At 61.9% G+C, this 26,547-nt stretch carries 26 protein-coding genes and 2 pseudogenes; 16 read left to right on the top strand and 12 right to left on the bottom strand.

The annotated features are described in order from the left end of the window. Nucleotides 1-4: 4 nt before the first annotated feature. Nucleotides 5-604, bottom strand: a complete 600-nt coding sequence (locus F6S08_RS08705; protein ID WP_027604278.1) for a class I SAM-dependent methyltransferase — start codon at nucleotides 602-604, stop codon at nucleotides 5-7. Between the two features lie 101 nt (nucleotides 605-705). Then, on the bottom strand, nucleotides 706-2,076 hold the full coding sequence (locus F6S08_RS08700; RefSeq protein ID WP_315871526.1) for a glutamine synthetase family protein: 1,371 nt from the start codon (nucleotides 2,074-2,076) through the stop codon (nucleotides 706-708). 347 nt (nucleotides 2,077-2,423) lie between these two features. Here F6S08_RS08700 and F6S08_RS08695 point away from each other — a divergent pair, with 347 nt between their 5' ends. Beyond that, on the top strand, nucleotides 2,424-3,197 hold the full coding sequence (locus F6S08_RS08695) for a transporter substrate-binding domain-containing protein (RefSeq protein WP_065928186.1): 774 nt from the start codon (nucleotides 2,424-2,426) through the stop codon (nucleotides 3,195-3,197). A gap of 50 nt (nucleotides 3,198-3,247) precedes the next feature. Then, nucleotides 3,248-4,084, top strand: a complete 837-nt coding sequence (locus F6S08_RS08690) for a cache domain-containing protein (protein ID WP_065928187.1) — start codon at nucleotides 3,248-3,250, stop codon at nucleotides 4,082-4,084. A gap of 241 nt (nucleotides 4,085-4,325) precedes the next feature. On the opposite strand, the gene F6S08_RS08685 is transcribed toward F6S08_RS08690, so the two are convergent. Together F6S08_RS08685 and pobA are read right to left on the bottom strand one after the other, a co-directional pair. Then, on the bottom strand, nucleotides 4,326-5,843 hold the full coding sequence (locus tag F6S08_RS08685) for an MDR family MFS transporter (RefSeq protein ID WP_315871525.1): 1,518 nt from the start codon (nucleotides 5,841-5,843) through the stop codon (nucleotides 4,326-4,328). Nucleotides 5,844-5,909: 66 nt separating this feature from the next. Continuing rightward, complete coding sequence (gene pobA / locus F6S08_RS08680; protein ID WP_174562733.1) at nucleotides 5,910-7,094, bottom strand: 4-hydroxybenzoate 3-monooxygenase; 1,185 nt, start codon at nucleotides 7,092-7,094, stop codon at nucleotides 5,910-5,912. Nucleotides 7,095-7,283: 189 nt separating this feature from the next. On the opposite strand from pobA, the gene F6S08_RS08675 reads away from it, so the two are divergent. Beyond that, a complete protein-coding gene (locus tag F6S08_RS08675; protein WP_315871524.1) occupies nucleotides 7,284-8,162 on the top strand; it encodes a helix-turn-helix domain-containing protein in 879 nt (292 codons plus the stop codon). Here the strand turns inward: F6S08_RS08675 and F6S08_RS08670 are convergent. Continuing rightward, entirely contained in the window at nucleotides 8,155-8,331 is a 177-nt protein-coding gene (locus tag F6S08_RS08670) for a hypothetical protein (protein ID WP_162844255.1), read from the bottom strand. The two genes, F6S08_RS08675 and F6S08_RS08670, sit on opposite strands and share 8 nt — an antisense overlap. 100 nt (nucleotides 8,332-8,431) lie before the next feature. Continuing rightward, entirely contained in the window at nucleotides 8,432-9,337 is a 906-nt protein-coding gene (locus F6S08_RS08665; RefSeq protein ID WP_065928191.1) for a LysR family transcriptional regulator, read from the bottom strand. Between the two features lie 107 nt (nucleotides 9,338-9,444). Between F6S08_RS08665 and F6S08_RS08660 the strand changes: the two genes are divergently transcribed. Together F6S08_RS08660 and F6S08_RS08655 are read left to right on the top strand one after the other, a co-directional pair. Continuing rightward, nucleotides 9,445-10,308 carry an MBL fold metallo-hydrolase gene (locus F6S08_RS08660; RefSeq protein WP_065928192.1) on the top strand — a complete coding sequence of 288 codons (864 nt, stop codon included), beginning with the start codon at nucleotides 9,445-9,447 and terminating at the stop codon, nucleotides 10,306-10,308. A gap of 34 nt (nucleotides 10,309-10,342) precedes the next feature. Further along, nucleotides 10,343-10,957 (top strand): NAD(P)-dependent oxidoreductase, encoded by a 615-nt coding sequence (locus F6S08_RS08655; protein ID WP_065947380.1) that lies wholly within the window; start codon nucleotides 10,343-10,345, stop codon nucleotides 10,955-10,957. Nucleotides 10,958-11,057: 100 nt separating this feature from the next. On the opposite strand, the gene F6S08_RS08650 is transcribed toward F6S08_RS08655, so the two are convergent. Next, entirely contained in the window at nucleotides 11,058-11,939 is an 882-nt protein-coding gene (locus tag F6S08_RS08650) for a LysR substrate-binding domain-containing protein (RefSeq protein WP_315871523.1), read from the bottom strand. A gap of 111 nt (nucleotides 11,940-12,050) precedes the next feature. Between F6S08_RS08650 and F6S08_RS08645 the strand changes: the two genes are divergently transcribed. The 4 genes from F6S08_RS08645 to F6S08_RS08630 all read left to right on the top strand — a co-directional run bounded on the left by F6S08_RS08645 (nucleotide 12,051) and on the right by F6S08_RS08630 (nucleotide 17,588). Further along, complete coding sequence (locus F6S08_RS08645; protein WP_315871522.1) at nucleotides 12,051-13,676, top strand: 5-guanidino-2-oxopentanoate decarboxylase; 1,626 nt, start codon at nucleotides 12,051-12,053, stop codon at nucleotides 13,674-13,676. Further along, a complete protein-coding gene (locus tag F6S08_RS08640; RefSeq protein ID WP_315871521.1) occupies nucleotides 13,673-15,115 on the top strand; it encodes an aldehyde dehydrogenase family protein in 1,443 nt (480 codons plus the stop codon). Before F6S08_RS08645 ends, F6S08_RS08640 begins: the two co-directional genes overlap by 4 nt. A 212-nt stretch (nucleotides 15,116-15,327) precedes the next feature. After that, nucleotides 15,328-16,515, top strand: a complete 1,188-nt coding sequence (locus tag F6S08_RS08635; RefSeq protein ID WP_315871520.1) for a cyanate transporter — start codon at nucleotides 15,328-15,330, stop codon at nucleotides 16,513-16,515. A gap of 137 nt (nucleotides 16,516-16,652) precedes the next feature. Next, entirely contained in the window at nucleotides 16,653-17,588 is a 936-nt protein-coding gene (locus tag F6S08_RS08630; protein WP_027604292.1) for a LysR family transcriptional regulator, read from the top strand. Between the two features lie 15 nt (nucleotides 17,589-17,603). On the opposite strand, the gene F6S08_RS08625 is transcribed toward F6S08_RS08630, so the two are convergent. After that, nucleotides 17,604-17,966 (bottom strand): 5-carboxymethyl-2-hydroxymuconate Delta-isomerase, encoded by a 363-nt coding sequence (locus F6S08_RS08625; protein ID WP_065928199.1) that lies wholly within the window; start codon nucleotides 17,964-17,966, stop codon nucleotides 17,604-17,606. Between the two features lie 55 nt (nucleotides 17,967-18,021). Next, complete coding sequence (locus tag F6S08_RS08620) at nucleotides 18,022-18,945, bottom strand: LysR substrate-binding domain-containing protein (protein WP_065928200.1); 924 nt, start codon at nucleotides 18,943-18,945, stop codon at nucleotides 18,022-18,024. Between the two features lie 127 nt (nucleotides 18,946-19,072). Here F6S08_RS08620 and F6S08_RS08615 point away from each other — a divergent pair, with 127 nt between their 5' ends. After that, nucleotides 19,073-19,252 (top strand): hypothetical protein, encoded by a 180-nt coding sequence (locus tag F6S08_RS08615; RefSeq protein WP_065928201.1) that lies wholly within the window; start codon nucleotides 19,073-19,075, stop codon nucleotides 19,250-19,252. 82 nt (nucleotides 19,253-19,334) lie between these two features. Then, nucleotides 19,335-19,832, top strand: a complete 498-nt coding sequence (locus F6S08_RS08610; RefSeq protein WP_315871519.1) for a hypothetical protein — start codon at nucleotides 19,335-19,337, stop codon at nucleotides 19,830-19,832. Here F6S08_RS08610 and F6S08_RS08605 read toward each other — a convergent pair whose 3' ends face one another. Continuing rightward, complete coding sequence (locus F6S08_RS08605; RefSeq protein WP_162844254.1) at nucleotides 19,833-19,976, bottom strand: hypothetical protein; 144 nt, start codon at nucleotides 19,974-19,976, stop codon at nucleotides 19,833-19,835. Nucleotides 19,977-20,171: 195 nt separating this feature from the next. Between F6S08_RS08605 and F6S08_RS08600 the strand changes: the two genes are divergently transcribed. From F6S08_RS08600 to F6S08_RS08585, 4 genes are all read left to right on the top strand, one after another. Beyond that, entirely contained in the window at nucleotides 20,172-21,476 is a 1,305-nt protein-coding gene (locus F6S08_RS08600; protein ID WP_065928204.1) for an MFS transporter, read from the top strand. Next, entirely contained in the window at nucleotides 21,476-22,234 is a 759-nt protein-coding gene (locus F6S08_RS08595) for a substrate-binding domain-containing protein (protein WP_065928205.1), read from the top strand. The genes F6S08_RS08600 and F6S08_RS08595 overlap by 1 nt, the downstream gene beginning before the upstream one ends. 340 nt (nucleotides 22,235-22,574) lie before the next feature. Further along, nucleotides 22,575-23,417 (top strand): DUF6216 family protein, encoded by an 843-nt coding sequence (locus F6S08_RS08590; protein WP_065928206.1) that lies wholly within the window; start codon nucleotides 22,575-22,577, stop codon nucleotides 23,415-23,417. A 44-nt stretch (nucleotides 23,418-23,461) separates the two neighbouring features. Then, nucleotides 23,462-24,352, top strand: a complete 891-nt coding sequence (locus tag F6S08_RS08585) for a hypothetical protein (RefSeq protein ID WP_242001044.1) — start codon at nucleotides 23,462-23,464, stop codon at nucleotides 24,350-24,352. A gap of 10 nt (nucleotides 24,353-24,362) precedes the next feature. Here the strand turns inward: F6S08_RS08585 and F6S08_RS31365 are convergent, their stop codons facing one another. Both F6S08_RS31365 and F6S08_RS31360 read right to left on the bottom strand, forming a co-directional pair. Next, complete coding sequence (locus F6S08_RS31365) at nucleotides 24,363-25,172, bottom strand: methyl-accepting chemotaxis protein (protein ID WP_370737666.1); 810 nt, start codon at nucleotides 25,170-25,172, stop codon at nucleotides 24,363-24,365. Nucleotides 25,173-25,220: 48 nt separating this feature from the next. Beyond that, nucleotides 25,221-25,988 (bottom strand): annotated as a pseudogene (locus tag F6S08_RS31360) (MCP four helix bundle domain-containing protein); the annotation flags it as partial. A gap of 189 nt (nucleotides 25,989-26,177) precedes the next feature. Here F6S08_RS31360 and F6S08_RS08575 point away from each other — a divergent pair. Next, nucleotides 26,178-26,532: pseudogene (locus F6S08_RS08575) on the top strand (type II toxin-antitoxin system HigA family antitoxin). Nucleotides 26,533-26,547 lie beyond the last annotated feature (15 nt).

Raw genomic sequence — 26,547 nt, 5'->3', positions numbered from 1 at the left:
GGAGTTATCCTTTCTTACGAAGAACGTAGACCCGCCACAGGCTGGAGCCCGGCATGAATTCCTGCTGACTCAAGACCTTGAACCCGGCCTGGCGAAATTCCTCTTCCACGGCGGTACGCGAGGGTACCGACACAATCACCGTGTCGCGGCTGACCCGGTGAAACTCGCGCAGCAACGCCATGCGCCCCTCGCTGCTGGGCACATGACGAAACAACTCCAGGCAGAAAATGCAATCCACCGCATTCGCCGACAAACCGATGGAAAATGCCGAGCCCTGAAAGGTCTTGACGCGCTTGAGCAATGACGGCGGATGGTGGCTACGGGCGTGGTCGAGCATGTCCTGGGAATTGTCCGAGGCCAGGATCACGCGGTTGACGTGCTCGGCCAACACCGGCCAGAAGCGCCCCGAGCCGCAGGCCAGGTCCAGGATAAGCCCCGGCTCGCCAGCGACCTTGAGCGCCTGGCGCACCAACCACTCGTCGCGCCATGACGCCAGGCGCTGGCGCAGACCGGGCGGGCGCGTGTCACCGCAGACCCTGGCGTGCTCAAGGCCACAGCGTTCGGCGTATTCGATCTCGATGGAAGAAGGAGGTTGTGGCGACATCGCAGGCTCATGTGACTGAAACGGTAGTGAACGACCTTGATTCGCAGCTTAACCCTTGCAACGTGAAAAAAAGGTCGAAGCCCTCACCAGCGTAAAAACCATCACGCCTGATGCAGATACCAACGCCAGTCCTGCTCGCCCACCTCGCCCATGAACTGGCGGTATTCAGCATGTTTCACCGCCAGGTACACGCCCAGGAACTCGCTGCCGAACGCCTCCCGCGCCCAGCTTGAAGCCTCCAGTGCGCGCAGGGTGGTGAGCCAATCGGTGGGCAGCAATTCCTTGGCCTGGGCGTAGCCGTTGCCTTCCACCGGGGCACCGGGGTCGAGTTGTTCGCGAAGGCCACGGTGGATGCCCGCCAGGATCGCGGCCGCCGCCAGGTAAGGGTTGGCATCGGCGCCGCAAATGCGGTGTTCGATATGCCGGGAATGGGCCGGACCACCCGGCACCCGCAGGCTGACGGTGCGGTTGTCCACGCCCCAGGTGGCGGCCAGCGGCGCATAGCTGTTGGTTTGGAAACGGCGATAGGAGTTGGCGCTGGGGCAGAACATCAGCAGTGAATCGAGCAGGGTGCTGAGCATGCCCCCCACTGCGTGGCGCAGCAGTGGCGTGCCGTCGGCGGCTTCACTGGCGAACAGGTTGTTGCCCTCGGCGTCGGCCAGGCTGACGTGCATGTGCATGCCGGTGCCCGCCAGGTCATCGAACGGCTTGGCCATGAAGCACGCAGCCATGCCGTGTTTGTGCGCCACGCCCTTGACCAGGCGCTTGTAGCGCACCGCTTCGTCCATGGCTTGCAGGGCGTCGGCGCGGTGTTCCAGGGTGATTTCCACCTGGCCCGGGGCGTATTCGGAGATCGCCGTGCGCGCCGGAATGCCTTGCAGTTTGCAGGCGCTGTAAAGGTCGGCGAGGAACGGTTCGATCTGCTCCAGCTCACGCAGGCCGTAGACCTGGGTTGCGCGTGGGCGCCCGCCGTCCACGTCCCGTGCGGGTTGCGGGCGGCCATTGCCGTCGGGCTTCTGGTCGAGCAGGTAGAACTCCAGCTCCGCCGCCATTACCGGGTAATAACCGTCGGCGTTCAGGCCCTCGATCACCTTGGCCAGCAAATGCCGGGGGTCGGCCACGGTGGCGGGCAGGCCTTCGGTGGGGTGCATGCTGACCTGCACCGCAGCGGTCGGGATCAGCCGCCACGGCATGCGCTGCAAACTGCCGCTGATCGGGTAGGCGCGGCAGTCGATATCGCCCACTTCCCACACCAGCCCGGAATTTTCCACATCGTCGCCATTGATGGTCAGGCCGAGGATGGTGCTGGGCAGCGGCCGCCCGCTTTCATACACCGCCAGCAATTCGTCGCGGTGCAGCAACTTGCCGCGCGGCACGCCGTTGTTGTCGAGGATAAACAGCTCGAACATCTCGATGTCCGGATGCTGTTCAAGGAAGGCGTGGGCTTCGTGCAGGCTGGCAAAAACACTCATGGGGGGTTCTCGTACGTTTGTTTCAGGCAGGCGCGCACAAGGGTGCGTCATCCGTGGGGTAAATCAGCGTAGGAGAAGGGGGTCTGGCGGGCGCGCGTGGCGGCAGTGGAACAGGGCCCAGAAGGCGAGCTCGGAGGGCAGTGTCGCAGGGTGAGTGTCGGAAGAGCCGCCCATGGGTGGATCACAATGATAGAGATGCGCCCAGCGTCACACGCCCGCATAGGTGTTTAAATTCAGGGTTGATGGAGTTTGGTTGCGACTTGGCTAAACATTCAACGCCCCTTGCTACCTGGCCTTGCTGCTGGAAATAATGACCGCCCCCGAGCATGCCCCAAGGACTCGATCGCATGAAAACAACGATAACCCTGTGCGTACTGGTAAGCCTGGCCACCTCCGCCCTGGCCGACACCGCCCCCTCGCGCCTTGACCAGGTGCTTGAGCGCGGCACCCTCAGCGTCTGCACCACCGGCGACTACAAGCCCTACACCTCGTTGCGCGCCGATGGCGGCTATGAAGGCATCGACATTGCCATGGCCGAGTCCCTGGCCAAGAGCCTTAATGCCAGGATCCAGTGGGTGCCCACCACCTGGAAAACCCTGATGCCGGACTTCCTCGCCCAGCGCTGCGACATTGCCGTGGGCGGGATTTCGGTGTCCCTGGAACGCCAGAAAAAAGCCTTCTTCAGCCAGTCCCTCGGGGTCGACGGCAAGATTCCGCTGGTGCGTTGCGCCGACGTCAAGCGTTACCAGACCGTGGAGCAGATCAACCAGCCCCAGGTGCGCGTGATCGAACCGGCGGGCGGCACCAACGAAGTCTTCGCTCGCGCCCATCTGGGCCAGGCGCAAATCCGCCTGCACGACAACGTGACCATCTTCGACGAACTGCTGGCCGGCAAGGCCGACGTGATGATCACCGACGCCAGCGAGGCGCGTTACCAGCAGAAGCAAAAGCCCGGGTTGTGCGCGGTCAACCCGGAGCGGCAGATGCAGTACAGCGAAAAAGCCTTCCTGCTGCCCCGCGATGATGTGGCGTGGAAGAGCTATGTCGACCAGTGGTTGCACCTGAGCGTGGCCACCGGCGTCTACGACGGCATCGTCAGCCAATGGTTGGCGGCGCCCTGAGCCATGGCCGTCTACGCTGTGGTCACATCAATAAGAACGAGGGACGGAACATGAAGGGATTGCTCCGCGCCACCTGGCTGCTGCTGTTGTGTTTCAGCCAGGTGCACGCCGACACGCCGGGTGAGGACGCCCAGGCCGCCAAGGCCTTGCTGGGAAAAGCCCTGGCCTACTACCAGACCAACGGTGACAAGGCCTTTGCGGCGTTCAGCCGCCAGGGCGAGTTCATCGACCACGACCGCTATGTGTTCGTGGTCGATACCCAGGGCGTGCTGCTGGCCAGTGGCGGGCCCTCCTCCGCCCTGATCGGCCGCGATGTGTCCGAGGTACTCGGGCCGGAGTTGCGCCAGTCATTCAAGGACGCGCTCAAGGTGCCGGAAGGCCAGGGTATCCAACAGGCCGACTACCGCTGGCAGAACTGGAACGACGGCAAGGTCGAGCACAAGCATGTGTTTTACCAGCGCGTCGGCCAGCGCATCCTCGCTGTGGGTTATTACCTGCCGCGCGCCACCCCGGAACAGGCCCGGGCCCTGCGCAACAAGGCGGTGAACGCGTTGGTGAAGGATGAAGCCGGCACGCTCAAGGCCATCAACTCATTGCAGGGCGGTTTCCTGCAGGATGACCTCTATGTGTTTGTGGTGGACTTGAACACCCAGCGCTACGTGGCCCATGGCACCAACCTGCGCCTGATCAACACCGATTTCAGCAAGATCAAGGACCCCGACGGCAAGCCGGTGGGCGAGCCGATCCTCAAGCTGATGGCCGAGCAGGACCAGGGAGAATACAAATACCGTTGGAAGAACCCGGTGACGGGCAAGGTCGAGAACAAGCATGCGTATATCCGCAAGAGCGGGCATTTCATGGTTGCGGTGGGTTACTACAGCCCCTGATCTGAACTGGAATGCATTCAAATGTGGGAGGGCCGGTGCGACGATTCGACTTGCCCCCGATGGCAGTGTGTCAGTCGAAGATGTTCCAACTGAACCACCGCCATCAGGGCATGGGTATCTACACAATTTTCAGAGACAAGCCCGCTCGCCACAAGGAGATTTGTCAGGGGCTGAAAAGTTGTGTAGATACCCATGGCCTCCGGGGCAAGCCCCCTCCCACATTAGGTCTCTATTGTGTCAGTCAGCGAGTTTTGTCTTCCCGCCCGCGCAGCACGCGATTGGGCATCGCGATCGCCGCCGCCAACCCCAGCAGCGACACCCCAGCACTCATCAGCAGCAAATGCCGGAACGTCACCCCCAGCTCCCCGCGCAGGGCATCCTGCGCCGGGCCTGGCGCGGCGTTCAGGCCGTCAAGCAGCACGTTGCCGGAACCGCCTTCGGCCACCAGCGCACCGCTGGCCAGATGGGCGAAGCTGGAGTCCTGCAACAACGCCAGCAGCAACGCCGACATGCACGCCACCCCCACCGCGCCGCCCAGGGAGCGGAACAGGTTGGTGGTGCTGGTAGCAACGCCGATGTCCCGTTGCTCCACCGAGTTCTGCGCCCCCACCAGGGAGGTGGGAAACTGCATGCCGGCGGCGATCCCGCACAGCAACATGAATACGCCGGTCAGCAGCATATCCTGGGGCGCACTGTAGGCCATGCCCAGGATCGCCAGCGGGCTTAACAGCGCGCCGCTGAGAATCATCGGTTTGTAACGCCCTGTCACCGAGGTCATGCGCCCGGCGCAATAGGCGCCGATGGGCAGGCCCATCGCCAGGGGCAGCAAATGCAAGGCGGCGCTGTCGGCACCGCCGCCGGTCACTGTCTGAAAGCGCAGGGGCATCAGCACCGTCAGGGAGATCGCCTGGAAGCTGGTAAAGAAAATCGTGCACCAGCACAGCACCGCGCTGCGGTTGGCAAACAGGTGCATCGGCAGCAAGGGCTCGCGGGCGCGGCGCTCGTGCCAGACGAACAGGGTCAATGCCACCAGGGCACAGGCCAGCAGCCCCAACACCTGGCTGTCACGCCAATGATGGCCCTGGCCGATTTCGGTGATGCCCAACAGCAAGGCGGTGAGGCCGATGATCATCAGCACCGTGCCGAGGTAATCGATGATCGGCTTGCGTTGCGGCGCCGGCAGCCCCACCAGGGTGCGATGGGCCACGTACCAGGCACCGGCGCCCAGCGGCAGGTTGATCAGGAACACCCAGCGCCAGGATAAATACTCGGTCATGTAGCCGCCCAACACCGGCCCGGCCACGCTGGCCACTGCGTACATGCTGCTGAAATAGCCCTGATAGCGCCCGCGCTCACGGGGCGGGATGATGTCGCCGATGATCGCCTGGCTCACCGAGATCATTCCGCCGGCGCCGATGCCCTGCAGCACCCGCGCCAGCACCAGTTGCTCCATGCTCTGGGCCATGCCGCAGAACAACGAAGCGACGGTGAACAGGCCCATGCCGATCAGCATCATCGGCCGCCGCCCGTAGAGGTCGCCGAGCTTGCCGTAGATCGGCACCGCCACCGTCATCGCCACCATATAACCGGAGATGACCCAGGCCAGCAGGTTGACGTCGTGGAATTGCGCGGAGATGGCGGGCATGGACACGGCGACAATGGTCTGGTCCAGGGCACCGAGGAAGATCGCCATCATCAACGAGGCGAGAATACTGCGCACCGCGGGGAGCGGTGGCGCGGGCTGATTGAGCTGAGTCACGGCAGAACCTTCGAGCAGGGCCCGCGGGAAAAGGCAGCCCGCGGGAATGCTCGATACGATAGCAGGCTATTCGATAGGCTCGTAAGGAAGTCCGACGTAATTTTCCGCGATGGTCTGGCGCCCGGCTTCGGAGTGGATGAAGTACTCCAGCTCGCTCTGGGCAATGCGCTGGCTGAATCCGTCGGACTCAGGGAATTGATGCAACATCGAGGTCATCCACCAGGAAAACCGTTCGGCCTTCCACACCCGGCGCAGGCAGATGGCGGAATAACGTTCGAGCAAGTCCACGCGCCCCTCGCCATACACCTTGAGCAAAATCCGGAACAGGGTGCTCACGTCGCTGGCCGCCAGGTTCAAGCCCTTGGCCCCGGTGGGCGGCACGATATGGGCCGCATCGCCGAGCAGGAACAGGCGCCCGTACTGCATCGGTTCCACCACAAAACTGCGCAGGGGCGCGATGCTTTTTTCGATGGAGGGGCCGGTGACCAGTTGTTCAGCCAAAGCGTTGGGCAGCCGGGTTTTCAGTTCCGCCCAGAAGCGTTCGTCCGACCATTCGCCTACCGGCTCCTCGGCCGGCACTTGCAGGTAATAGCGGCTGCGCGTCGGTGAACGCATGCTGCACAGCGCAAAGCCCCGTGAATGCTTGGCGTACACCAGTTCCGCGTGCACCGGCGGGGTGTCGGCAAGGATGCCCAGCCAACCGAAGGGGTAGACACGCTCGAACACCTTCAGCGATTCAGCCGGGATCGACTGGCGCGCCACACCGTGGAACCCATCACAACCGGCGATGTAGTCGCACTCCAGGCGAAACGCCTGGCCCTGATGCTCGAACGTCAGCCAGGGTCGATCACTTTTAAGATCATGGGGCTGCACGTCGCGCGCTTCATACAGCGTGGTGGCGCCAGCGGCGGCGCGGGCGGCCATGAGGTCGCGGGTGACTTCGGTCTGGCCGTAGATCATCACCGATTGGCCGCCGGTCAGCGCCTTGAGGTCGATGTGGGTCAGTTGACCGTCCAGCGCCAGCTCGAAGCCATCATGTACCAGGCCTTCGGCATCCATGCGCTGGCTCACGCCCGCCTCGCGCAGCAGGTTGACCATGCCTTGTTCCAGCACCCCGGCGCGGATACGGCCTTGTACGTAGTCGGCACTCTGGCGCTCCAGGATCAGGGTCTGGATACCGGCGTTGTGCAACAGCTGGCCGAGCAAGAGTCCGGAGGGACCGGCGCCGATAATGGCGACTTGGGTTTTCAGGGTTTTCATTATTTTTATCGCCCGCAAGTTCCACCCGAACGGATCGAGTGAAAGAGTTGTCATTGATCTTGTGGCTGACAGTTTTCACTTGAGTGCGCAGTATAAGAAGGTGAAAACTGCGACAAAACCTGCGCTTTTTGCCAATTTGGGCGATTACCGCACCACTGTCCTGAGTATCGGATTGAAACCATGACCAACACCGCGATTCCGGTCTTCAAGCTTTACGGAGAAAGCCAGCAATGGCCGACCCCCGATTTGTTGCACTGCGAAACCATTTCCCGGCGCAGTCGGGAATACCAGTGGGAAATCCAGCCCCACCGGCACGCGGATCTGTGCCAACTGCTGTACGTGCACAAAGGCCAGGCCGAGTTGGAAATCGAAGGCCAGCGCACCACCCTCAACGAAGCCACGCTGCAGGTATTGCCGCCGTTGTGCGTGCATGGGTTTCGCTTTGCCGAAGATGTGGAAGGCTATGTAGTCACCCTGGCGGCACCGCTGGTCAGCCACTTGCAAGCCCAACTGGGCGCAACGGCAGGCGGTTTGCAGACCCTGGGCAGCTACCCGGCGGGCAAGGACAGTGATTACCTCAACAGCCAGTTCGCCCGCCTGCAGGACGAATACGCCGACGACCAACCGGCCCGGGACATGCTGATGCACGCGCTGGTCAGTGTGCTGCTGGTGTGGATCAGCCGCCAGGCCATCCAGCGTCGCCACCCGCGCGCGCCAAGGGGCCGCGAGTATTTCCGGCGCTTTACGCAATTGGTTGAACAGCACTATCGGGAACACCCGAAGATTGAGGATCTGGCCCACAAACTGGGTATCTCGGTCTCACACCTGAATGGGACGTGTCGGGAACTGGGCGGGCAGCCTGCCTTGCAGATCATGCATGACCGTCAATTACTCGAGGCCAAGCGCCTGCTGACCTACACCAGCATGACCATCAACGAAATGTCGGAAGTACTGGGTTTCTCCGACCCGACCAACTTCTCTCGGCTGTTCCGCCGACGGGTCGGGTTCTCACCCAAGGCGTTTCGCGAGCAACTCAAGGTCGAACAGCCGCCTACCTGAGTGCACTGAAACTGCCGGTGTGGGGAACGCATTGGTCCTGATGGCAGCTGATCGCAAAGGTCGGCTGCATCCGGGTCTGCTCCACGCGGTAGGCGGCGGTGCCATACAGGCCGGTCGCCAAGGCGCAGAGGAAGAAAATCATCAGGTATTTGCGGGTTTTAATGCTCATGGCACAGACCTCTGAGCGGATATACAGGGTGCTGTTTAAAGCATAGGTCAACCAGGGCGAGTTGCCATTATTGGGCGACATTCAACAGGGTTATGTCGCCCTAAAGACACCTATCCCACACCGGCTCCTCGGGGAACCTCACCACCAGGAAATCCAGCAGGCTGCGCAGCGCCGAAGGCATGTGTTTGCGTGACGCATAGACCGCGTAGATGTTCATCTGCCGGGGTTCGGCCTCGGGTAGCAGACGTACCAGTTCACCACGGCGGATGTGATCGCCGGCCTGGTAGCTGGGCAGCATCGCCACACCCGCGCCGGCCAGCGTCACGCGTAACAACGTACTGGCTTCGTTAGCGGTGATATTGCCGTGCACCGGCACCGAGACGTGCTCGCCGTGCTCCTCGAAATGCCACAGGCTTTTGCCGAAGTACGAATGGGTCAGGCAGTTGTGCCGGGCCAGGTCCTCGACTTTCTGCGGCGCCGGGTGCTCCAACAGGTAGGCCGGGGTTGCGCACACCACGGAGCGACAGACTGTCAGGCGCCGGGCGATCAGGTTGGGGTCCAGGTCGTTGCTGGTGCGGATGGCCAGGTCGATGCGCTCGTCCACCAGGTTCACCGTGCGGTCGAGCATTTGCAGGTCAATGGTCACCAGGGGATAGCGCTTGACGTACTCGGCAATGGCCTCGGCCAATTGCGCCTGGCCGAACGAGGTGCTGACACTCAGGCGCAACAGGCCACGGGGCGCCTTATCGGGCTCACTGACGGCGGCCTGCATATCACCGCACAACTCCAGGAGTTGCCGACAGCGTGGCAGGGTTTCGCCACCGGCCGCCGTGAGGCTGAGCTTGCGGGTGGTGCGGTGCAACAGGCGCGCGCCGACCCAGTCTTCCAGCTCGGCCAGGTAACGCGACACCACCGGGCGCGACAGGTCCAGATGGTCGGCGGCGGCGGACTGACTGCCCAGGTCCACCACCGTGACAAACACGCGCATTGCTTGAAGACGATCCATGATTTGCCCGATTTCAGAAACAAACTATGTCCCAGCATCGCATTTTTAGTTCGGTTTAGTGCAACTAAGCTCTGTGCATCCTTTGAATCCACTGCTGGAGCTGCCCGATGTTCTCAACCCTCAAGCGCTTGACCTTCACCGCTGCCTTGGCGTTTGCCGGCCATGCAGCGGCGGCCGACCTGACCCTGGATGTCTACAACCCGGGCGAGGCGGCGATCTTCCCGGTCAGCTCGGTGCTGGTCAGCGGTGCCAAAGACGCGATCCTGGTGGACGCGCAATTCGGCAAGGGCCAGGCCGAGCAACTGGTGCAGAAGATCCGCGCCAGCGGCAAACACCTGACCACCATCTACATCAGCCATGGCGACCCGGATTACTACTTCGGCCTCGACACCCTGACGGCCGCGTTCCCCGACGCCAAGGTGCTGGCGCCGCAACCGGTGGTCGACCATATCAACGCCACCGTGGCCGGCAAACTTGAGTTCTGGGGCCCGAAAATGGGTGCCGACAAACCGGGCAAAACCATCGTGCCCCAGGTGCTGCAAGGCCACAGCCTGACCCTTGAAGGGCAGCAGCTGGAGGTGATCGGCCTGGATGGCCCGCAGCCGGACCGCAGCTTCGTGTGGATCCCGTCGATCAAGGCCGTGGTCGGGGGCGTGGTGGTCGCGCAAAACATTCACCTGTGGATGGCCGACACTCAAAGCGCGCAATCCCATAAAGACTGGCTTGCGACCCTGCAACGCATCGAACAGTTGAAGCCACGCACGGTGATTCCTGGCCACTACCTGGGCACGCCGTCACCGCAAGCCGTGGCCTTTACTGCCGACTACATCAAGGCCTTCGACGTAGAAACCGCCAAGGCCAAGGACGCCGCCGCCCTGATCGCGGCCATGAAAAAGCGCTACCCCACCCTCGCCGACGAAAGCTCGCTGGAACTGAGCGCCAAAGTCGCCAAGGGCGAAATGAAGTGGTGAATGCCTTTAAACCCTGACCGTACTGGAGAACATCATGAGCAAGATCGCAATCATTGGGGCCACCGGCCGTGCCGGCAGCCAATTGCTGGAAGAAGCCCTGCGTCGTGGGCATAGCGTGGTGGCTATCGCGCGTAACACCGACAAGCTGGCTGTACGCCCCGGCGTCACCGTCAAGCAGGTTGATGCACTGGATGCCAATGCCCTGGAACAAGCCATCAGCGGCAGCGATGTGGTGATCAGCGCGGCACATTTCGCCACCCTGCCCGCCAGCGCCGTGATCGGCCCGGTAAAAAAAGCCGGGGTGAAACGCCTGCTGGTGGTGGGCGGCGCCGGTTCGTTGCTGCTGCCCGGTGGCGGGCGTGTAATCGACAGCGAGGGCTTCCCGGCGGAATACAAAGCCGAAGCCAGTGCAGGGGCCGCGTTTCTCGACGTGCTGCGTCAGGAAAAGGACCTGGATTGGACGTTCCTGTCGCCGTCGGCCTTGTTCGATGGCACCCAGCGCACCGGTAAATTCCGCCTGGGCCAGGATGACTTGCTGGTGAGCAGTGACGGTAGCAGCTCGATCAGCTTTGCCGACTACGCCATCGCCATGCTCGATGAAGTGGAAACACCGAAGCACTCGCGCCAGCGCTTCACCGTCGGTTACTGACCTCCCTCCCACTCCCGTAGCAGCTGCCGAGCGCAAGCGAGGCTGCGTCAGCGGTGTACCTGACACACCGCAACGCAGCCTCGCTTGCGCTCGGCAGCTGCTACGGGATTTTCGCGGAGGTTGCCTGATCAACCAGCCAGTTCATCAGCGCTTCAAGCCCTGCCGACGGCACCGTCCCCGGCGGATACACCAGGTAGTACCCCTTCCCCGTCGGTACCCGCAGTTCAAACGGCATCGCCAAGCGCCCCGCCTTGAGATCCTCGCCCATCAACGCACTGTCGCCCATCGCCACCCCGGAGCCCTGGGAGGCCACGTTCATCGCCAAGTCCAACGTCTCGAAATGATGCCCCTGGCTCACGTTGCTCAACCGCGTATCCGCCGCCTGGAGCCAGCGCGCCCAATCGCGCTCATCCCGCGTGGGGTGCAACAGCACCTGTTGCTGCAAGTCCGCCGGGGTGTGCAAACCGGCGAGCAGCGCCGGTGCGCAGACCGGGGTGAGTTGCTCATCGAACAAATGCCGCGCCTCGGCCGATTGCTCGGCGATGGGTGCATAGATCACCGCCGCGTCGAATTGCTCGCGACGAAAATCCACGCTGTAGGCCACGGTGGTGGTGAGTTCCACCGGAACGTCCGGGCGCTCCCGCTGCCATTGCATCAGGCGCGGCAACAACCAGCGCATTACGCAGGTGGAGGCCTTGATTTGCAGGGTATGGCGGCGATTGCCGATCTGCTCCACCGCGTCACCGAGCAGGCCAAACACCTGCTGCACCCGTTGCGACCACTCGCGACCTTCTTCGGTCAGGCTCAACCCCCGTGCCTTGCGCTGGAACAAGGCGTAGCCCAAATGGCTCTCCAGCCCGGCGATCTGCCGGCTCACCGCACCTTGTGTGATATGCAGTTGCTCGGCGGCGCGGGTGAAGTTGCAGCACTGGGCCGTGACCCAGAAGGTATGCAGAGCGGGCAGGGGCGGAAGGCGTTTCATAAGGGCGCAGCCATGACGTGAGGACATGGCTAGTATGACTTTTTATCGATTGTTGCCGCTACGGGCCAGCCGTTCCAATACCGCCACGAATCCATAACAAGAGCGACACCTATGGCGACCTGTGGCGAAGTATTGGTCAACCTCCTGGAAAGCTACGGCGTGGACCAGGTGTTTGGTATTCCCGGCGTGCACACCGTGGAGCTGTATCGCGGCCTGGCCCGCTCGAGCATCCGCCACGTCACCCCGCGCCACGAACAGGGCGCCGGCTTTATGGCCGACGGCTACGCGCGCACCCGTGGCAAACCGGGCGTGTGTTTCATCATCACCGGCCCGGGCATGACCAATATCACCACCGCCATGGGCCAGGCCTACGCCGACTCGATCCCGATGCTGGTGATTTCCAGCGTGCAATCGCGCAGCCAGTTGGGCGGCGGGCGCGGCAAGTTGCATGAGCTGCCGAACCAGGGCGCGATGATGGCCGGCGTGGCGGCGTTCTCCCATACCTTGATGTCGGCAGCGGAGTTGCCCGCCGTGCTGGCGCGGGCGTTTGCGTTGTTCCAGGCCGGCAGGCCGCGCCCGGTGCATATCGAGATTCCATTGGATGTGCTGGTGGAAAACGCCGATGCACTGCTCGGCAGTCAACCGGTCAGCATCGCCCGTGCCGGTGCGGCACCGGCGGCGGTCAAGCAGATGAGCCAGTTGCTCGCCGCCGCCAAACGCCCGCTGATCCTGGCCGGTGGCGGCGCGATTGAGGCGGCCGCCGAATTGACCCGCCTGGCCGAAGCCCTCGGCGCGCCGGTGGCCCTGACCATCAATGCGAAGGGCATGCTGCCTTCCGAGCATCCGCTGCTGATCGGCTCGACTCAGTCCCTGGTCGCTACCCGCGCGCTGGTGGCCGAGGCCGATGTGGTGCTGGCCATCGGCACCGAGCTGGCCGAGACCGACTACGACGTGACCTTCGCCGGTGGCTTCGAGATACCCGGCGCGCTGCTACGCATTGATATCGACCCCGACCAGACCGTGCGCAACTACCCGCCGCATCTCGCCTTGGTGGCCGACGCAAGGATCGCCGCCGATGCCTTGCTGGCCGACTTGAACCGCACGCCGCTGGGCCCCCGCCACATCGACTGGGGCGCTCAGCGCGTCGCCCGGTTGTGGGCCGAACTGGCCCCCACCTGGGACGCCGCCACCCGCGCGCAAACCCTGTTCCTCAATTCGGTGCTGGAGGCGCTGCCGGGCGCCGTGCTGGTGGGCGATTCGACCCAACCGGTGTACAGCGGCAACCTGACCCTGAACCTCGATCACCCGCGCCGCTGGTTCAATTCCTCCACCGGCTACGGCACCTTGGGCTACGCCCTGCCGGCCGCCATCGGCGCCTGGTTGGGCCGTGGCGATGGGCAACCGGTGGTGTGTTTGATTGGTGACGGCGGGCTGCAATTCACCCTGCCGGAACTGGCCAGCGCAGTGGAAGCGCGCACGCCGATCATCGTGCTGCTGTGGAATAACCAGGGATATGAAGAGATCAAGAAATACATGCTCAACCGCGCCATCGAACCGGTCGGCGTAGACATCTACACCCCGGATTTTATCGGCGTGGCCAAGGCCCTCGGCAGTGCTGCCGACAGCGCTCACAGCGTTGCACAGCTGCGCAACGCCTTGCGCGCCGCCGCCGATCGCCCGGGGCCGACGCTGATTGAGATCGACCAGGACCTATGGATGCAGGAGCCAGCGGTATGAGCGCAGTAATGAACGGTGTGTATATCGACGGCGCATGGCGTGCCGGCCATGACGTGCTGGAGGTGATCAACCCGGCCACCGAGGCGACCCTGGCCCGTGTCAGCGTCGGCGATGGGCAGGCCGTGACCGAGGCCGTGGATGCAGCCAGCGCGGCCTTTATCGACTGGTCGAAAAGTAGCGGCCGTGATCGCGCCAGCCTGCTGCGCAAAATCGCCCAAGGCGTCAGCGCGCAGCGCGAACAGTTGATGCACCTGCAATCGAGCAACAACGGCAAGCCGCTGTTTGAAGCCGGCATCGATGTGGACGACGTGATCGCCACGTTCGAGTACTACGCCGGTATCGCCGACGACATGGACGCCGGAAAGGATCGTCCGGTGGCGCTGCCCAGCGATGACTTCAGCGCGCGCCTGCGCCGTGAGCCGTGCGGCGTGGTGGGGTTGATCGTGCCGTGGAATTTCCCGATGGTCACCACCGCCTGGAAACTCGCCCCGGCCCTCGCCGCCGGTTGCTGCATAGTGCTCAAGCCCTCGGAAGTCACGCCCTTGGCGGAGTTGCAGCTGGCGCAAATCATCGCTGACGCGGGCTGCCCGGCGGGGGTGTTCAACCTGGTCTGCGGCACCGGCTTGGCCGTTGGTGCACCGCTGGCGGCAGACCGTCGCGTGGCGAAGATTTCCTTCACCGGCAGCAACGCCGTGGGGGTGCAGGTGATGCAACGTGCAGCGGAAACCATCAAGGGCGTGAGCCTGGAATTAGGCGGTAAATCTTCGCTGCTGGTACTGGCGGATGCCGACCTCGACCTGGCGGTGGAGCTGGCGTGTGGCGGTGGTTTTTTCAACGCCGGGCAAATGTGTTCCGCCACCAGCCGCGTGCTGGTGGCCGACAGCCTGGCGGATGAATTCCTGCAGCGTTTGCAGGCACGGGCTGAAGGCATTCGCGTCGCCGACCCATTTGCCGATGACGTGGAAATGGGCGCGTTGATCAACCGCGTGCAGTATCAGGGGGTGCTGGGGCATATCCAACGGGGCGTCGAGGCTGGCGCGCGATTGGTGTGTGGCGGCGAACGCCCGGCGAACCTGGCGAAGGGCTACTTCATTCGCCCAACCGTGTTTACCGACGTGCCATTGGACAGTGCATTGTGGAACGAAGAAATCTTCGGCCCGGTGCTGTGTGTACGACCTTTTGCCACTGAGGAAGAGGCCATTGCCCTGGCCAACGACAGCGATTTCGGCCTGGTGGCCAGCGTGGTCAGCCGTAGCGTCGAGACCACCGAGCGCGTGGCGAATGCCTTGCAGGCCGGGTTGGTGTGGATCAACGCCCCGCAGGTGATCTTCCCGCAGACGGCGTGGGGTGGTTATAAGCAGAGCAGTATCGGCCGTGAGCTGGGGCCGTGGGGCCTGGCGGCATTTCAGGAGATCAAACATGTGATCCGGTCTATCTGACGACGCAGAACAAATATGGGAGGGAGCTTGCACCTAATGCCAGTCAGTTAAGGAGGAACACTGTAACTGTGGTGAGCGGGCTTGCCCGCTCTCACACTTTGACTTGCGGTGTTTCAGTTAACCGCAATTTTTAGATAGCCCCTGCGACTTTCTCATTTGCCCCCCTCCCCCATGCGTGGCCTGATTCGCCCTTGTTCATTCAAGGCAGGCCCATGGAAAACGTTCAGGCAAAACCCACCACCGCCGTGTGGCTGATGATCAGCGTCGTGCTGGTCGCCCTTAACCTGCGGCCGTCGATGGCCGCCGTGGGGCCGTTGTTGTCGTCGATTCGCGGCGAGGTGCCGTTGAGTTTCAGCAGCGCGGCGTTGCTGACCATGTTGCCGGTCATGGCCATGGGCCTGGCGATGTTCTTTGGCATGGGCCTGGCCAAGCGCGTTGGCGAGCACCGCAGCATTGTGCTGTCACTGCTGGTGATTGGCGTGGCGACGTTGTCGCGGCTGTTCCTGGATTCGGCTCTGGAATTGATCGTCAGCGCGATTGCCGCCGGTGTGGGCATCGCCATGATCCAGGCGTTGATGCCGGCGCTGATCAAGTCGCGGTTCAGCGACAACGTGTCGTTGTTCATGGGCCTCTACGTCACCGCTATCATGGGCGGCGCGGCGCTGGCGGCAGCGTTCTCCCCCTTCGTGCAGGTGCAGACCGGCAGCTGGCGCATCGGCCTGGCGATCTGGGCGTTTCTGGCGCTGCTGGCCCTGGTGTTCTGGTACGCCCAGCGCTCGGTGTTGCCACCGTTGCCCCAAGCCGCCGCCGGCCCTCAGGAATCGTTTTTCGGCAACGGCCGCGCCTGGTTGCTGGCGATCTTTTTCGGCCTCGGTACGGCGTCCTACACCTGCGTGCTGGCGTGGCTGGCGCCGTACTACGTGGAGCAAGGCTGGAGCGAACAGAATGCCGGTTTGTTGCTGGGTTTCCTGACCGCGATGGAGGTGGTGTCCGGCCTGGTCACGCCGGCCATCGCCAACCGCCGCCGGGATAAACGCGGGGTGGTGGCGGTGTTGCTGGGGCTGATCATCCTCGGGTTCTGCGGCCTGATCCTCAGCCCGCAATACCTCAGTTTGCTGTGGCCGTGCCTGCTGGGGCTGGGTATCGGCGGGTTGTTCCCGATGAGCCTGATCCTGTCCCTCGACCACCTCGACAACCCGCGTCGCGCGGGGAGCCTTACCGCATTCGTGCAGGGCATCGGCTACCTGATTGCCGGCCTGTCGCCGCTGATCGCCGGGATGATCCGTGACCAGCTGGGCAGCTTCGAATGGGCCTGGTGGTCGTTGACGGCGGTGGTCGTGGTGATGCTGCTGATCGTCACGCGCTTCAACCCAAGGCATTACGCACAACATATTCGCTGACGTCGTGTTGCAAACAGTATTTGTCCCACGCAAAACATTGAAACGCCCTACAGAGCTTTCTATTGGCACGGCCGTTCCGTTAAGCTTTCGCGCTGTCTTGTACTGACTTCGGTACATGGGGTTTACGGACGAAACCGATGTTAAACAGTAACTTGCTCAGAAAACTCGATATGCAGGACTTGATGGTGTTTATCGCCGTCTATGACCAGAGCAGCGTTACCGACGTGTCAGAAACGCTGTTCGTCAGCCAGTCCACCGTGAGCTACAGCCTGAAGAAACTGCGGACCAGTTTTGAAGACGAGCTGTTTATCAACACGCGGGCGGGCATGCGGCCTACGTACAAGGCCACCACCATGTACGCCCATGTGCAGAAGATCCTCGAAAGCATCAACCTGTGCCATGCCGGTGGCCAGGCCTTCGACCCGACCCAGAAGGCCGTGACCTTCAATGTCTGCGCGCCGGAGTACTTCGAACAACTGATCCTGCCGCGCCTGTTGAAGCATTTCGACCGCGCCGACCTGCCGGTGATCGTCAATGTGCAGAAACTGGAAGCCGACATCCCCGCCGACGACCTGCGCGAGGGCCGTCTGGATCTGGTGATCTGCTTCGGACCGCACTTTCACCGCGCCCATAAAGACTTCAAGACCCAGATGCTGCTGGAGGACGATCTGGTGTGCGTCTTCGATAAACGCTCGGCACCGCGCGAGCCGGCATTCAGCCTGCAATCGTTCGTCGAGCGGCGCCACGTGTTCCCCACGCCATGGACCTCCGACACCAACATGATCGACGGCTGGCTGGCGCGCCAGGCCCACAAGCGCCAGGTGATCGCCCGCGCCAACAGCTACAGCGCGGCGCTGAAGATGATCACCGGCACCGACTTCATCGTCACCCTGCCGCGCCGCGTGCAGAAACTGCTGGCACCGGCGACGGTGTTCGGCCACTGCGAGGCCCCCAACGGATTGCCGGGGTTCACCCTGGATATGCAGTGGAATGAAAGCAGTGAACAGGACAGTGCCAATACCTGGTTTCGTGAACAGGTGGTGAAGGTGTGTGCGGATCAGGGATTACTCTAACTTCTGTGGCGAGGATTAGCCGATGGCGACTTTGCTGTAGGAGTCGCGATCCATGTCGACCAGCTGGACGCTGAGCTGAACCTGTAGATCCGCCGGCCAGTCGCCCAGATCCTGCAACGCTGCCAGCAGGCTTTGCGACAATTGTTGCTTGACCTGCGGCGACCGCCCGCTGAGCAGTGACAGCTTCACCGCGATGAAACCGCGTGGGTTGAGGGAGGTGCCCACCTGAAAACTCTCGAGCTTCACAGCGCGGCTTTTGATATCGAACTCGGAACCGAACTGCCCGGACGCCATCAGCACATTGTTGAGCCGCAACAGGGTTTTCTCGACGGCCAGGCTTGTCAGGTTGGCGGTGTATTCCAAGTGCAGGTGTGGCATGGATGACTCCGAGTCATTCGTAGGAAAGTCTGTAGATATAGCACGGATAAAAGCCTCAGGCCTTGTTCGCCTGACCTCGATCGCTCATGAACGCTTCCAGCCGCGAACGCACCCAGCGTTCGGCCGGGTCGGTGTCCACATGACTGAGCCAGACCATGGACAAATCCAGGGTCGGCGTCTCGAACGGAAACGGCTCGCAGAACAGGTTGCCCGACACCGCCATGGCCTCGGCCGTGTAGTCCGGCAGGCTGGCAATCAAGTCGGTCCCGGCCAGCAGCGCGGGCAATGCGCTGTATTGCGGCACCGACAACACCACATGGCGCTTGCGGCCGATTTCCGCCAGCCACTCATCGGCAAACCCGGACACGTTGGCGGTGTGGGACACCAGCACATGGGGGCGCGAGCAATATTCATCGAGGGTCAGCGGGGTGTCCGAGGCATCGGCGCGCAGCAGTCGCGGACGAATGTGGCGCAGCAACTTGCGCTTGGCATTCGCCGGCAGGCCACGGGTCTGGGTGATGCCGACGGTAATATCGCCGGACGCCAGCAGATCGGGAATCCGCCAATAGTCCACGTGCTGCACCACGAACACCACCTGCGGCGCTTCCTGGCGCAAGGCGCGCAGCAACGGTGGCAACAGGCCGAACTCGACGTCGTCGGACAGTCCGATGCGAAAGGTCATGGTGCTGACGGACGGGTCGAAATCGTGGGTCAGGCTCAAGGCCGACGACAGTGAGTCCAGGGCGGGCGACAGGTGCTGGATGATTTCCTCGGCGCGCGCGGTAGGTTCCATGCGATGGCCGACGCGAATGAACAGCGGGTCGTTGAACAAGGTACGCAGACGGTTGAGGGCCGAACTGATGGTCGGCTGGCCGAGAAACAGCTTCTCGGCCACTCGCGTCACATTGCGCTCGAGCATCAGTGCTTCGAAGACCACCATCAGGTTGATGTCGGCCTTGCGTAATTCATTGCGATTCATCGGCGCCTGCCCCTAGCCCAAGACAAGCCGCAGTTTAGAAAGCCGGGCCGGCCGCGTCTATGTGCACACTGTTCATCACGCGGCTTTGGGACTATAAACAGCGCTCGAACGTCGCAGGAACACTACCGTGCTGGTCATTTTTGGCCTGCCCATTCTGGTGGCCGGGTTCTGCCTCTGGCTTATCCGCTTTGTCACCCGCCCCACCGTCCGCACCTTATTGCGGGTGTTTGTCGGCCTGTGCCTGGCGGCAGTGGTGGCGTACCTGATGCTGGCTTCGGGTTTTCCTGTTTCGTTGCTGGTTTCATAGCCCCCTCTTTGAACTGGATGCTATTGCCTTGATAAACATCCGCAACATCGCACTACCGCTGTTACTGGCCGGATGTACCGCCATGACGCCCAACAAGGCACCGCTCGAAGGCCCGCGAGCACAGCTCAAAAGTGAGTTGAGCACCCACGCCAGCTACAACGAATGGCTGTCTGTCAGCGTTTCGACGGATCATGAATGCCTGCAAGGCAGGGTGGGAACGCCGAGTAAGGAAACCGCACTGTTTGCGGTGCACAGCAGTACTTCGCGCCCCGACGGTTACGTGGACATCGCCGCCGACCAACCGCTGCACTTGATCGTGTCGGGCCTGGCAAGCGCCGGCCGGCGCTGTGTGATTGAGTTCAACACCCAGTTCGCCGCCCAAGAGCGCTACTTGCTCAAAGGCGGGATTGCCGACGCCGACAGTGGGTGGTGTCGCGTTAAGGTGATCAATGCCGATACCGGCGCCGCGCTGGCGGAATTCGAAACCCCGACCCAGGTAACACCCGCCCCCACGGAGAGCCCTTCGTGGAGGCAGTTCATGGCCCGTCAAGGGTGCTTTTTAGCCCCGGCCGAACATTGATCAGGGCTTGAGCGGACGCTCCTGATCCCGCTCGGACAGCTCAGTGCCGTCGTCCGGGTGCTTCCAGGTCTGGGGTTTTTCCTCTTCATGTCGCCGGGGTTGCTCATGCTCCGGCTCATCTTGGCGCTTCGGTTCATTGCCCATAGCCATCTCCCTTCCGTAAGAATGGGTCATACCTTCCAGCATAGAACAGAGCGGGATCTTTGAAAGGCGCGCAAATTCATAACCAACAGACATTAATCAATCCATATTTTTCACTTTTCATTTCTAAATGTGTCAGCCACTATCCTCGGTCTTACGCGAAACAAGCACTTAAAAGAACGCTGGAGACACAAAACCATGACTAGCCCTTCCCGGCCCGATTCTGCCCGTTCGAAAGTAGGTGCGGTATTCCGCGTTACTTCGGGCAACTTCCTTGAACAGTTCGACTTCTTTCTGTTCGGCTTCTACGCCACCTACATTGCTGCCGCGTTCTTCCCTGCCGCCAATGAATTTGCCTCATTAATGATGACCTTCGCCGTGTTCGGCGCGGGCTTCCTGATGCGCCCACTGGGCGCCATCATCCTCGGCGCTTATATCGATGACGTCGGTCGCCGCAAAGGGTTGATCGTGACCTTGTCGATCATGGCCAGCGGCACGCTGTTGATCGTGCTGGTGCCGGGTTATCACACCATTGGCCTGTGGGCGCCGCTGCTGGTGCTGCTGGGTCGCCTGTTGCAAGGTTTCTCGGCCGGCGCGGAGCTGGGCGGTGTGTCGGTATACCTGTCTGAAATGGCCACCCCAGGCCGCAAGGGGTTCTACACCAGCTGGCAATCCGGCAGCCAACAGATCTCCATCGTGGTCGCCGCCGCCCTGGGCTATGGCTTGAACGTGTGGATGGAACCAGCGGTGGTTGCCGACTGGGGCTGGCGCATTCCGTTCGCCATTGGTTGCGTGATCATCCCGTTCATCTTTGTGCTGCGCCGTAACCTGCAGGAAACCGAAGAATTCGCCAACCGCAAGCATCGCCCGACCATGCGCGAGGTGCTGGCCACACTGGTGAAAAACTGGACCGTGGTCATCGGCGGCATGCTGATGGTGGCCATGACCACCACCGCGTTCTACCTGATCACCGTGTACGCGCCGACCTTCGGCAAGACCGTGCTGCAACTGAGCACCTCCGACGCGCTGCTGGTGACCTTGCTGGTGGCGGTGTCGAACTTTGTCTGGCTGCCGATCGGCGGCACCCTGAGCGACCGCTTCGGCCGCAAGCCGGTGCTGATCGCCATGACCGCGTTGACGGTGCTCACGGCTTATCCGGCACTGTCCTACGTGGTGAATGCACCGAGCTTCGCCCATATGCTGGAGACGCTGCTGTGGTTCTCGTTCCTGTACGGCATGTACAACGGCGCGATGATCCCGGCGCTCACGGAAATCATGCCGGTGGAAGTGCGCGTGGCGGGCTTCTCCCTGGCCTACAGCCTGGCGACCGCGATCTTCGGTGGGTTTACCCCGGCGATCTCCACCTGGTTCATCCACATCACCGAAGACAAGGCCTCGCCGGCCTACTGGATGATGTTCGCTGCGTTGTGCGCGCTGTGTTCGACCCTGGCGCTGTATCGTCGCGCCAACGCACGCGGGCAGGTGATGCAGGGGGCGGCGTGATGGGGCCTTTGTTCAAGACCCTGACGGCCCTGGCCCTCGGCGCACTGGCGCTGACGGCCCAGGCCGAGGAACTCAAGGTGATGACCTCCGGTGGCTTCACCGCCGCCTATAAACTGCTGGGCCCGCAATACGCGCAGTACAGCGGCGACACCCTCGATACCGTCCTCGGCCCCTCCATGGGCAAGGCGCCGGAAGCGATTCCCAACCGTCTGGCCCGTGGCGAACATGCCGACGTGGTGATCATGGTCGGCTATGCCCTGGATGACTTGATCAAACAAGGCAAGGTCGACCCGGCGTCCCGCGTGGAACTGGCGGATTCGCGCATCGGCCTGGTGGTGAAGGCAGGTGCGACCAAACCCGCGATCGGCACCGATGCCGAACTCAAGGCCGTACTGAGCAAGGCCAAGTCCGTGGCGTATTCGGACAGCGCCAGCGGTGTGTATGTCGAGAAAGAGCTGTTCAAGAAGCTCGGCATGCCCGCCAAAGGCACCATGATCGAACGCCTGCCGGTGGCCGAACAGGTCGCCAAGGGCGATTACGAAGTGGGCTTGCAGCAGGTGGCGGAGTTATTGCCGGTGGCGGGTGTGACGTACGTCGGCAAGATCCCGGAAGACGTGCAATCGGTGACGCGCTTTGCGGCGGGCATTCCGGTCAATGCCGAACACCCTGCGCAGGCCAGGGCGCTGTTGCAATTCCTCGCGTCGCCCCAGGCACAACCGGTGGTGCAATCCACCGGCCTGGACTCGGTGGCACGCTGATCTAAACAGCGTCTCCCGCACCCACCACTCCAATTCCAGCGCCGCCGGCGGCAAAGTCCGCCCGCGGCGCTTGTTCATTCAAGCCCCCATCGCAATGGTGACGTTGCCCATGCGCGTGGACGCGACGTTGCTGGTGCCCATCGTGAATAGCGGGATGTAGAGCAATATCGTACAAGCGCCAGTGGGAAGCTATGGAGTAGCACTGCCAGAAAAACTGCCGCTGAGGCTTAGCCTGTTTCCGAGAGGCCAGTCAGTTGCTTCTTGTTTTTCCTGACGTAAAGACACGGTTGCTCGGGTTCCCTAGAATCCCGCGTTCGACTCTATGACTAAGGACCCAGGCATGGCCGAACCGATCGTAAAAAGCACACCGCTGACCTGGTATGTGGAGCATTTCGCCGTCTTCAGCGGGGCTTTCACCTTTCTCGCTATCGCGGGGCTGTTGATATTTATCTACCGGCGCTCTGGATCGCTGCTGTTTCTACGGGATTGGATATGGCGGTTTTTTGGTGGCAAAACGCGCTTCGAAACAGACCGTTTTGAACGCATGCGCAAGGACTTGCGCGAGCTGGAATATTATCGCTATGAATTCAACATCCCCGCCAATACGCTGCGCGAGGCCGACTTGGCTGAGGATTGGATGTACAGCAATGACTTCACCCCACGCGACTTCGGTCGCGTGAAGCGCTACATCGAGTGGAGCGACTTCACAGCACTGAGCTTCATCACCAAGCGGTTCGCACAGTGGCGTATCAACTGCTTTTTCTTTCTTGCCATCGCGCTTCTGGCGGGCGTAGCCATTGCGGTTCCGCTGATTGAATCCAAGTATCTGATGGTGTCCCTCAAAAACGCCCCGGATGCCCCCTCGTTCTATTTATCGGAAGATAACGTGAAGTTCGGTATCTGGTCTGACACCGTCCTCAAGGTCGAGCACTGTCGCTCGTCCGAGTCGCTCCAGGCGTTCCTGCGCCCAGGATTACCGGAAGATAAACTCGACATCATTTGCTCATTCTTCCTCGACAAGACCTACAACAAATACGTACGAGAAGGCCTGGGCCAACAACGCGGGCTGCTGTTCTCGCTGGTGCTCGTGTCGATGGCATGGATGATTTACCTGGTGATCCTGATCGCGCGAATGGAAGTCGCCCGCAAACTCTATAAACAATGGCAGGCCAACCAGCCTTGAAAAAACAAGTGCCTGCTAGCCGCCCCTTTTCGACTGAGAGTTCAATGAGCAAGGCATCTGACAGAAAAACGCTTCACCGCGCGCTGAAATGGGCGGCCTGCCTGGTGGGCCTGCCTTGCCTCGCCGCGCTGGGTTTCTTCACCTGGCAAAGCTTCTACCCGGTGAGCGCCGCTGCCGGCTGGAGCGTTCAGGTCGTACACCGCGACGTGCCAAAAGCCGCCTCGCTGATGCCGTTGCCGGACGGCGCGCTGATGGTCAGCCTGGAGCTCGACGACGCCAAGGGCAGCATCGTGCGCATTCATCCGGACGGAACACGCGAAGTGGTGGTGGGCAACCTGTCCAAACCCGACGGTATGTTCGCCACCCGTGGCGGCTGGGTGTTCAGCCAAGAAGCACTCGACTCCCCCGTCAGCTTCCTCAAGGACGGTACCGTCACCGAATTGTTCAGGGGCGAAAACGTGCAAGGCCTGTGGGACGACGGTGACTACCTCTATGCCATGGAGGACCGTCGCGACGAGGGGCGCATCCTGCGTTATCGCTGGAGCGACCAGACCTTAAGCGTCGTTCGCAAAGGCCTCGACGAGGGCGAATCGATCATCCGCTGCACCGATGGCCGCATGCTCTACACGAAGAAGAAAGAAGGCATGGTCCGTGAGCTGACCGAAGACGGCAGCGACCCGGTGGTACTGGCCAAGCTGAACCAGCCGACCTTTTTGATGTGCGATGAGCGCGGGTTATGGATCAACGAAGACGCCACCCACCGCGCGCGGTTGTTGCTGATCGATAAACAGGGGCGCCAGCAGACGATTTTGTCGTTCTTGAAGGCGCCACAGTCGATTGTGCCGACCGGGCATGGGACTTATCTGCTGGCCGAAGGTGGGCGTGATCGCGTGCTGGAGCTGACCCCGCCCCAGCCCGTTATCGCGCAGGAATAAGCGCGCTGCACTACAGCTGAAACCGCGCAACCGCCTCGTTCAGCGAGACCGCCAATTGCGCCAGTTCGCGGCTTGATCCATTGATCTGCCCGGCGCCGGAAGAGGATTGCGCAGACAGGTCGCGAATATTGACGATGTTGCGATCGACTTCCTTGGCCACCTGGGCCTGCTCCTCGGCGGCGCTGGCGATGACCAGGTTGCGCTGGTGGATCTGGTCGATGGAGTCGGTGATCTGGCTCAATGCACCGCCCGCCCCCTCAGCCAGGGCCAGGGTGTCGGTGGCACGCTGGGTACTCGACTGCATCGAGCTCAACGCCTCGTTGGACCCCGTGCGCATCGCGGTCACCATCTGGTCGATTTCCAGGGTCGATTGCTGGGTACGGTGGGCCAGTGCACGGACTTCGTCAGCCACCACCGCAAAGCCACGCCCGGACTCCCCAGCCCGCGCCGCCTCGATCGCAGCGTTGAGTGCCAGCAGGTTGGTCTGCTCGGCGATGGAGCGGATCACATCGAGCACCTTGCCGATATCCCGCGATTGCTCGGCGAGGTGCTGCACCAGGGTCGAGGTTTCGCCGATGTTGGTGCTCAGGGCTTGAATGGCGCTGACCGTTTCACCCACACGGTGCTGGCCTTCGCGCGCGGTTTCATTGGAAAGGCGAGTGGACTCGGAGGTGGACACCGCATTGCGCGCTACCTCATCCGCCGCCGAGGTCATCTCGTTGACGGCGGTGGCGGCCTGCTCGATTTCAGCGGTCTGCTTTTGCAGGCTGCGGCTGCTCTGGTCGGTGACGCCGTTGAGGTCGGTGGCCGATGACGCCATCTGCCCGGCCGACTGGCGAATCAGTTGCAAGGTCCCGCGCAGGTTGGCCTGCATGGTCTTGAGTGCCACAAGCAGGCGCGTCACTTCGTCGTCGCCGCTCACGTCCACCGTTTGGGTCAGGTCACCCTGGGCAACGTTCTCGGCAGCCCGTACGGCATGACTGAGCGGGCCGACAATGCTGCGCGTGAGCAACCAGGCCAGCAGCACGGTGCTCAACCCGGCCACGATCACAAAGCCGAACACCATGGTGCGCGAACGGCCGTACTGCGACTCGGCCGCCTGGCCTTGCTGGTTGATCTGGGCGTTGTAGTAGTCGGCCAGGGCATTGAGTTGGGCCCCGGAGCCATCGACCACGGTTTTCATATCCACCAGCAACAGCTTGTTGAGTTCAGCGCCCTGCTGCTTGTCGGCGAGGATGAACGACTGCGCCAGCCCTTGCTGGTATTGGCGCAGCGAGACCTGGAACTGATCATAGAGCGTGCGTACTTCGGGGGTGTCGATCACTGCATCGAGGTCGGCCAGCCGTTTGCTCAGGTCCTGGCTGCGAGTGTCCATCTGGCTCCGGTATTGCGGGATGCTCGCCGGGTTCGGGTCCAGGGCCATGCGCAAAGAGATCGTACGAATGCGCAGCATGATTTCACGAATGTCCGCCACCAGCCGCATCTTCGGCACCAGCCCGCTTTCCACCTGCACCGCGCTGGCGCGGATGCTTGCCATGTTCGACAGTGCAAAAAAACCCAGCAGGGCCACGAGCAAAGCAATCAGGGCAAAACCCAGACCCGCACGGCGGGCGATGGACAGGCTGCGAAGGGACATTAGGGGGGACTCTCTTATTGGGGATACGATGTCGTACGAGAGTGTTTCGGCCGTTTGGATAAAGACTTGAGGGACGTACACCCAGGAAATGGGAAGTTATAAATATCAGTGAGTTATTTGCAGCGTCGCCGAGCATGATGCCCACGAGAATACTGGGAACACATCAAAGATGACGAAACGGAGTAACCCATGAACATCCGACCTATCCACACCGAACAGGATTACAAGGACGCGCTCAAGTCTGTCTCCGCGCTGTTCGACAACGAACCAGAACCCGGCGCCGCGGAAGGTGATTACTTTGACGTAATGATCACGCTGATCGAGGCCTATGAAGCCAAACACGTTCCCAATCGATGCCATTCGCTTCAGAATGGAACAGTCTGGCCTGTCAGCGGCTGATCTTATTCCCGCCATTGGTCGCCAGAATCGTGTTTATGAAGTGCTGAATGGAAAACGAGCGCTGACCTTGCCAATGATTTGGAAGCTGCATGAGATGTTTGGAATTCCAGCAGAAAGCCTGATCAAGCCAGTAAGGCATGCTTGAAGATGGAATACGGTT

The organism is Pseudomonas sp. JV449 (assembly GCF_032424295.1).
Lineage (GTDB): Bacteria > Pseudomonadota > Gammaproteobacteria > Pseudomonadales > Pseudomonadaceae > Aquipseudomonas > Aquipseudomonas marginalis.
This window is presented reverse-complemented; position numbering and strand designations above follow the sequence as displayed.

Excerpts from the sequence above, each read along its gene's own strand:
- F6S08_RS08635 (WP_315871520.1), top strand. The coding sequence starts at position 15,328 with ATGGAAAACGTTCAGGCAAAACCCACCACCGCCGTGTGGCTGATGATC.
- F6S08_RS08655 (WP_065947380.1), top strand. The coding sequence starts at position 10,343 with ATGAGCAAGATCGCAATCATTGGGGCCACCGGCCGTGCCGGCAGCCAA.
- F6S08_RS08605 (WP_162844254.1), bottom strand. The coding sequence starts at position 19,976 with ATGGGCAATGAACCGAAGCGCCAAGATGAGCCGGAGCATGAGCAACCC.
- F6S08_RS08620 (WP_065928200.1), bottom strand. The coding sequence starts at position 18,945 with ATGAATCGCAATGAATTACGCAAGGCCGACATCAACCTGATGGTGGTC.
- F6S08_RS08705 (WP_027604278.1), bottom strand. The coding sequence starts at position 604 with ATGTCGCCACAACCTCCTTCTTCCATCGAGATCGAATACGCCGAACGC.
- F6S08_RS08625 (WP_065928199.1), bottom strand. The coding sequence starts at position 17,966 with ATGCCACACCTGCACTTGGAATACACCGCCAACCTGACAAGCCTGGCC.
- F6S08_RS08630 (WP_027604292.1), top strand. The coding sequence starts at position 16,653 with ATGTTAAACAGTAACTTGCTCAGAAAACTCGATATGCAGGACTTGATG.
- F6S08_RS08650 (WP_315871523.1), bottom strand. The coding sequence starts at position 11,939 with ATGAAACGCCTTCCGCCCCTGCCCGCTCTGCATACCTTCTGGGTCACG.
- F6S08_RS31365 (WP_370737666.1), bottom strand. The coding sequence starts at position 25,172 with ATGGCGTCATCGGCCACCGACCTCAACGGCGTCACCGACCAGAGCAGC.
- F6S08_RS08610 (WP_315871519.1), top strand. The coding sequence starts at position 19,335 with ATGACGCCCAACAAGGCACCGCTCGAAGGCCCGCGAGCACAGCTCAAA.
- F6S08_RS08665 (WP_065928191.1), bottom strand. The coding sequence starts at position 9,337 with ATGGATCGTCTTCAAGCAATGCGCGTGTTTGTCACGGTGGTGGACCTG.
- F6S08_RS08585 (WP_242001044.1), top strand. The coding sequence starts at position 23,462 with ATGAGCAAGGCATCTGACAGAAAAACGCTTCACCGCGCGCTGAAATGG.
- F6S08_RS08695 (WP_065928186.1), top strand. The coding sequence starts at position 2,424 with ATGAAAACAACGATAACCCTGTGCGTACTGGTAAGCCTGGCCACCTCC.
- F6S08_RS08670 (WP_162844255.1), bottom strand. The coding sequence starts at position 8,331 with ATGAGCATTAAAACCCGCAAATACCTGATGATTTTCTTCCTCTGCGCC.
- F6S08_RS08590 (WP_065928206.1), top strand. The coding sequence starts at position 22,575 with ATGGCCGAACCGATCGTAAAAAGCACACCGCTGACCTGGTATGTGGAG.
- F6S08_RS08595 (WP_065928205.1), top strand. The coding sequence starts at position 21,476 with ATGGGGCCTTTGTTCAAGACCCTGACGGCCCTGGCCCTCGGCGCACTG.
- F6S08_RS08645 (WP_315871522.1), top strand. The coding sequence starts at position 12,051 with ATGGCGACCTGTGGCGAAGTATTGGTCAACCTCCTGGAAAGCTACGGC.
- F6S08_RS08690 (WP_065928187.1), top strand. The coding sequence starts at position 3,248 with ATGAAGGGATTGCTCCGCGCCACCTGGCTGCTGCTGTTGTGTTTCAGC.
- F6S08_RS08600 (WP_065928204.1), top strand. The coding sequence starts at position 20,172 with ATGACTAGCCCTTCCCGGCCCGATTCTGCCCGTTCGAAAGTAGGTGCG.
- F6S08_RS08700 (WP_315871526.1), bottom strand. The coding sequence starts at position 2,076 with ATGAGTGTTTTTGCCAGCCTGCACGAAGCCCACGCCTTCCTTGAACAG.
- F6S08_RS08675 (WP_315871524.1), top strand. The coding sequence starts at position 7,284 with ATGACCAACACCGCGATTCCGGTCTTCAAGCTTTACGGAGAAAGCCAG.
- F6S08_RS08660 (WP_065928192.1), top strand. The coding sequence starts at position 9,445 with ATGTTCTCAACCCTCAAGCGCTTGACCTTCACCGCTGCCTTGGCGTTT.
- F6S08_RS08640 (WP_315871521.1), top strand. The coding sequence starts at position 13,673 with ATGAGCGCAGTAATGAACGGTGTGTATATCGACGGCGCATGGCGTGCC.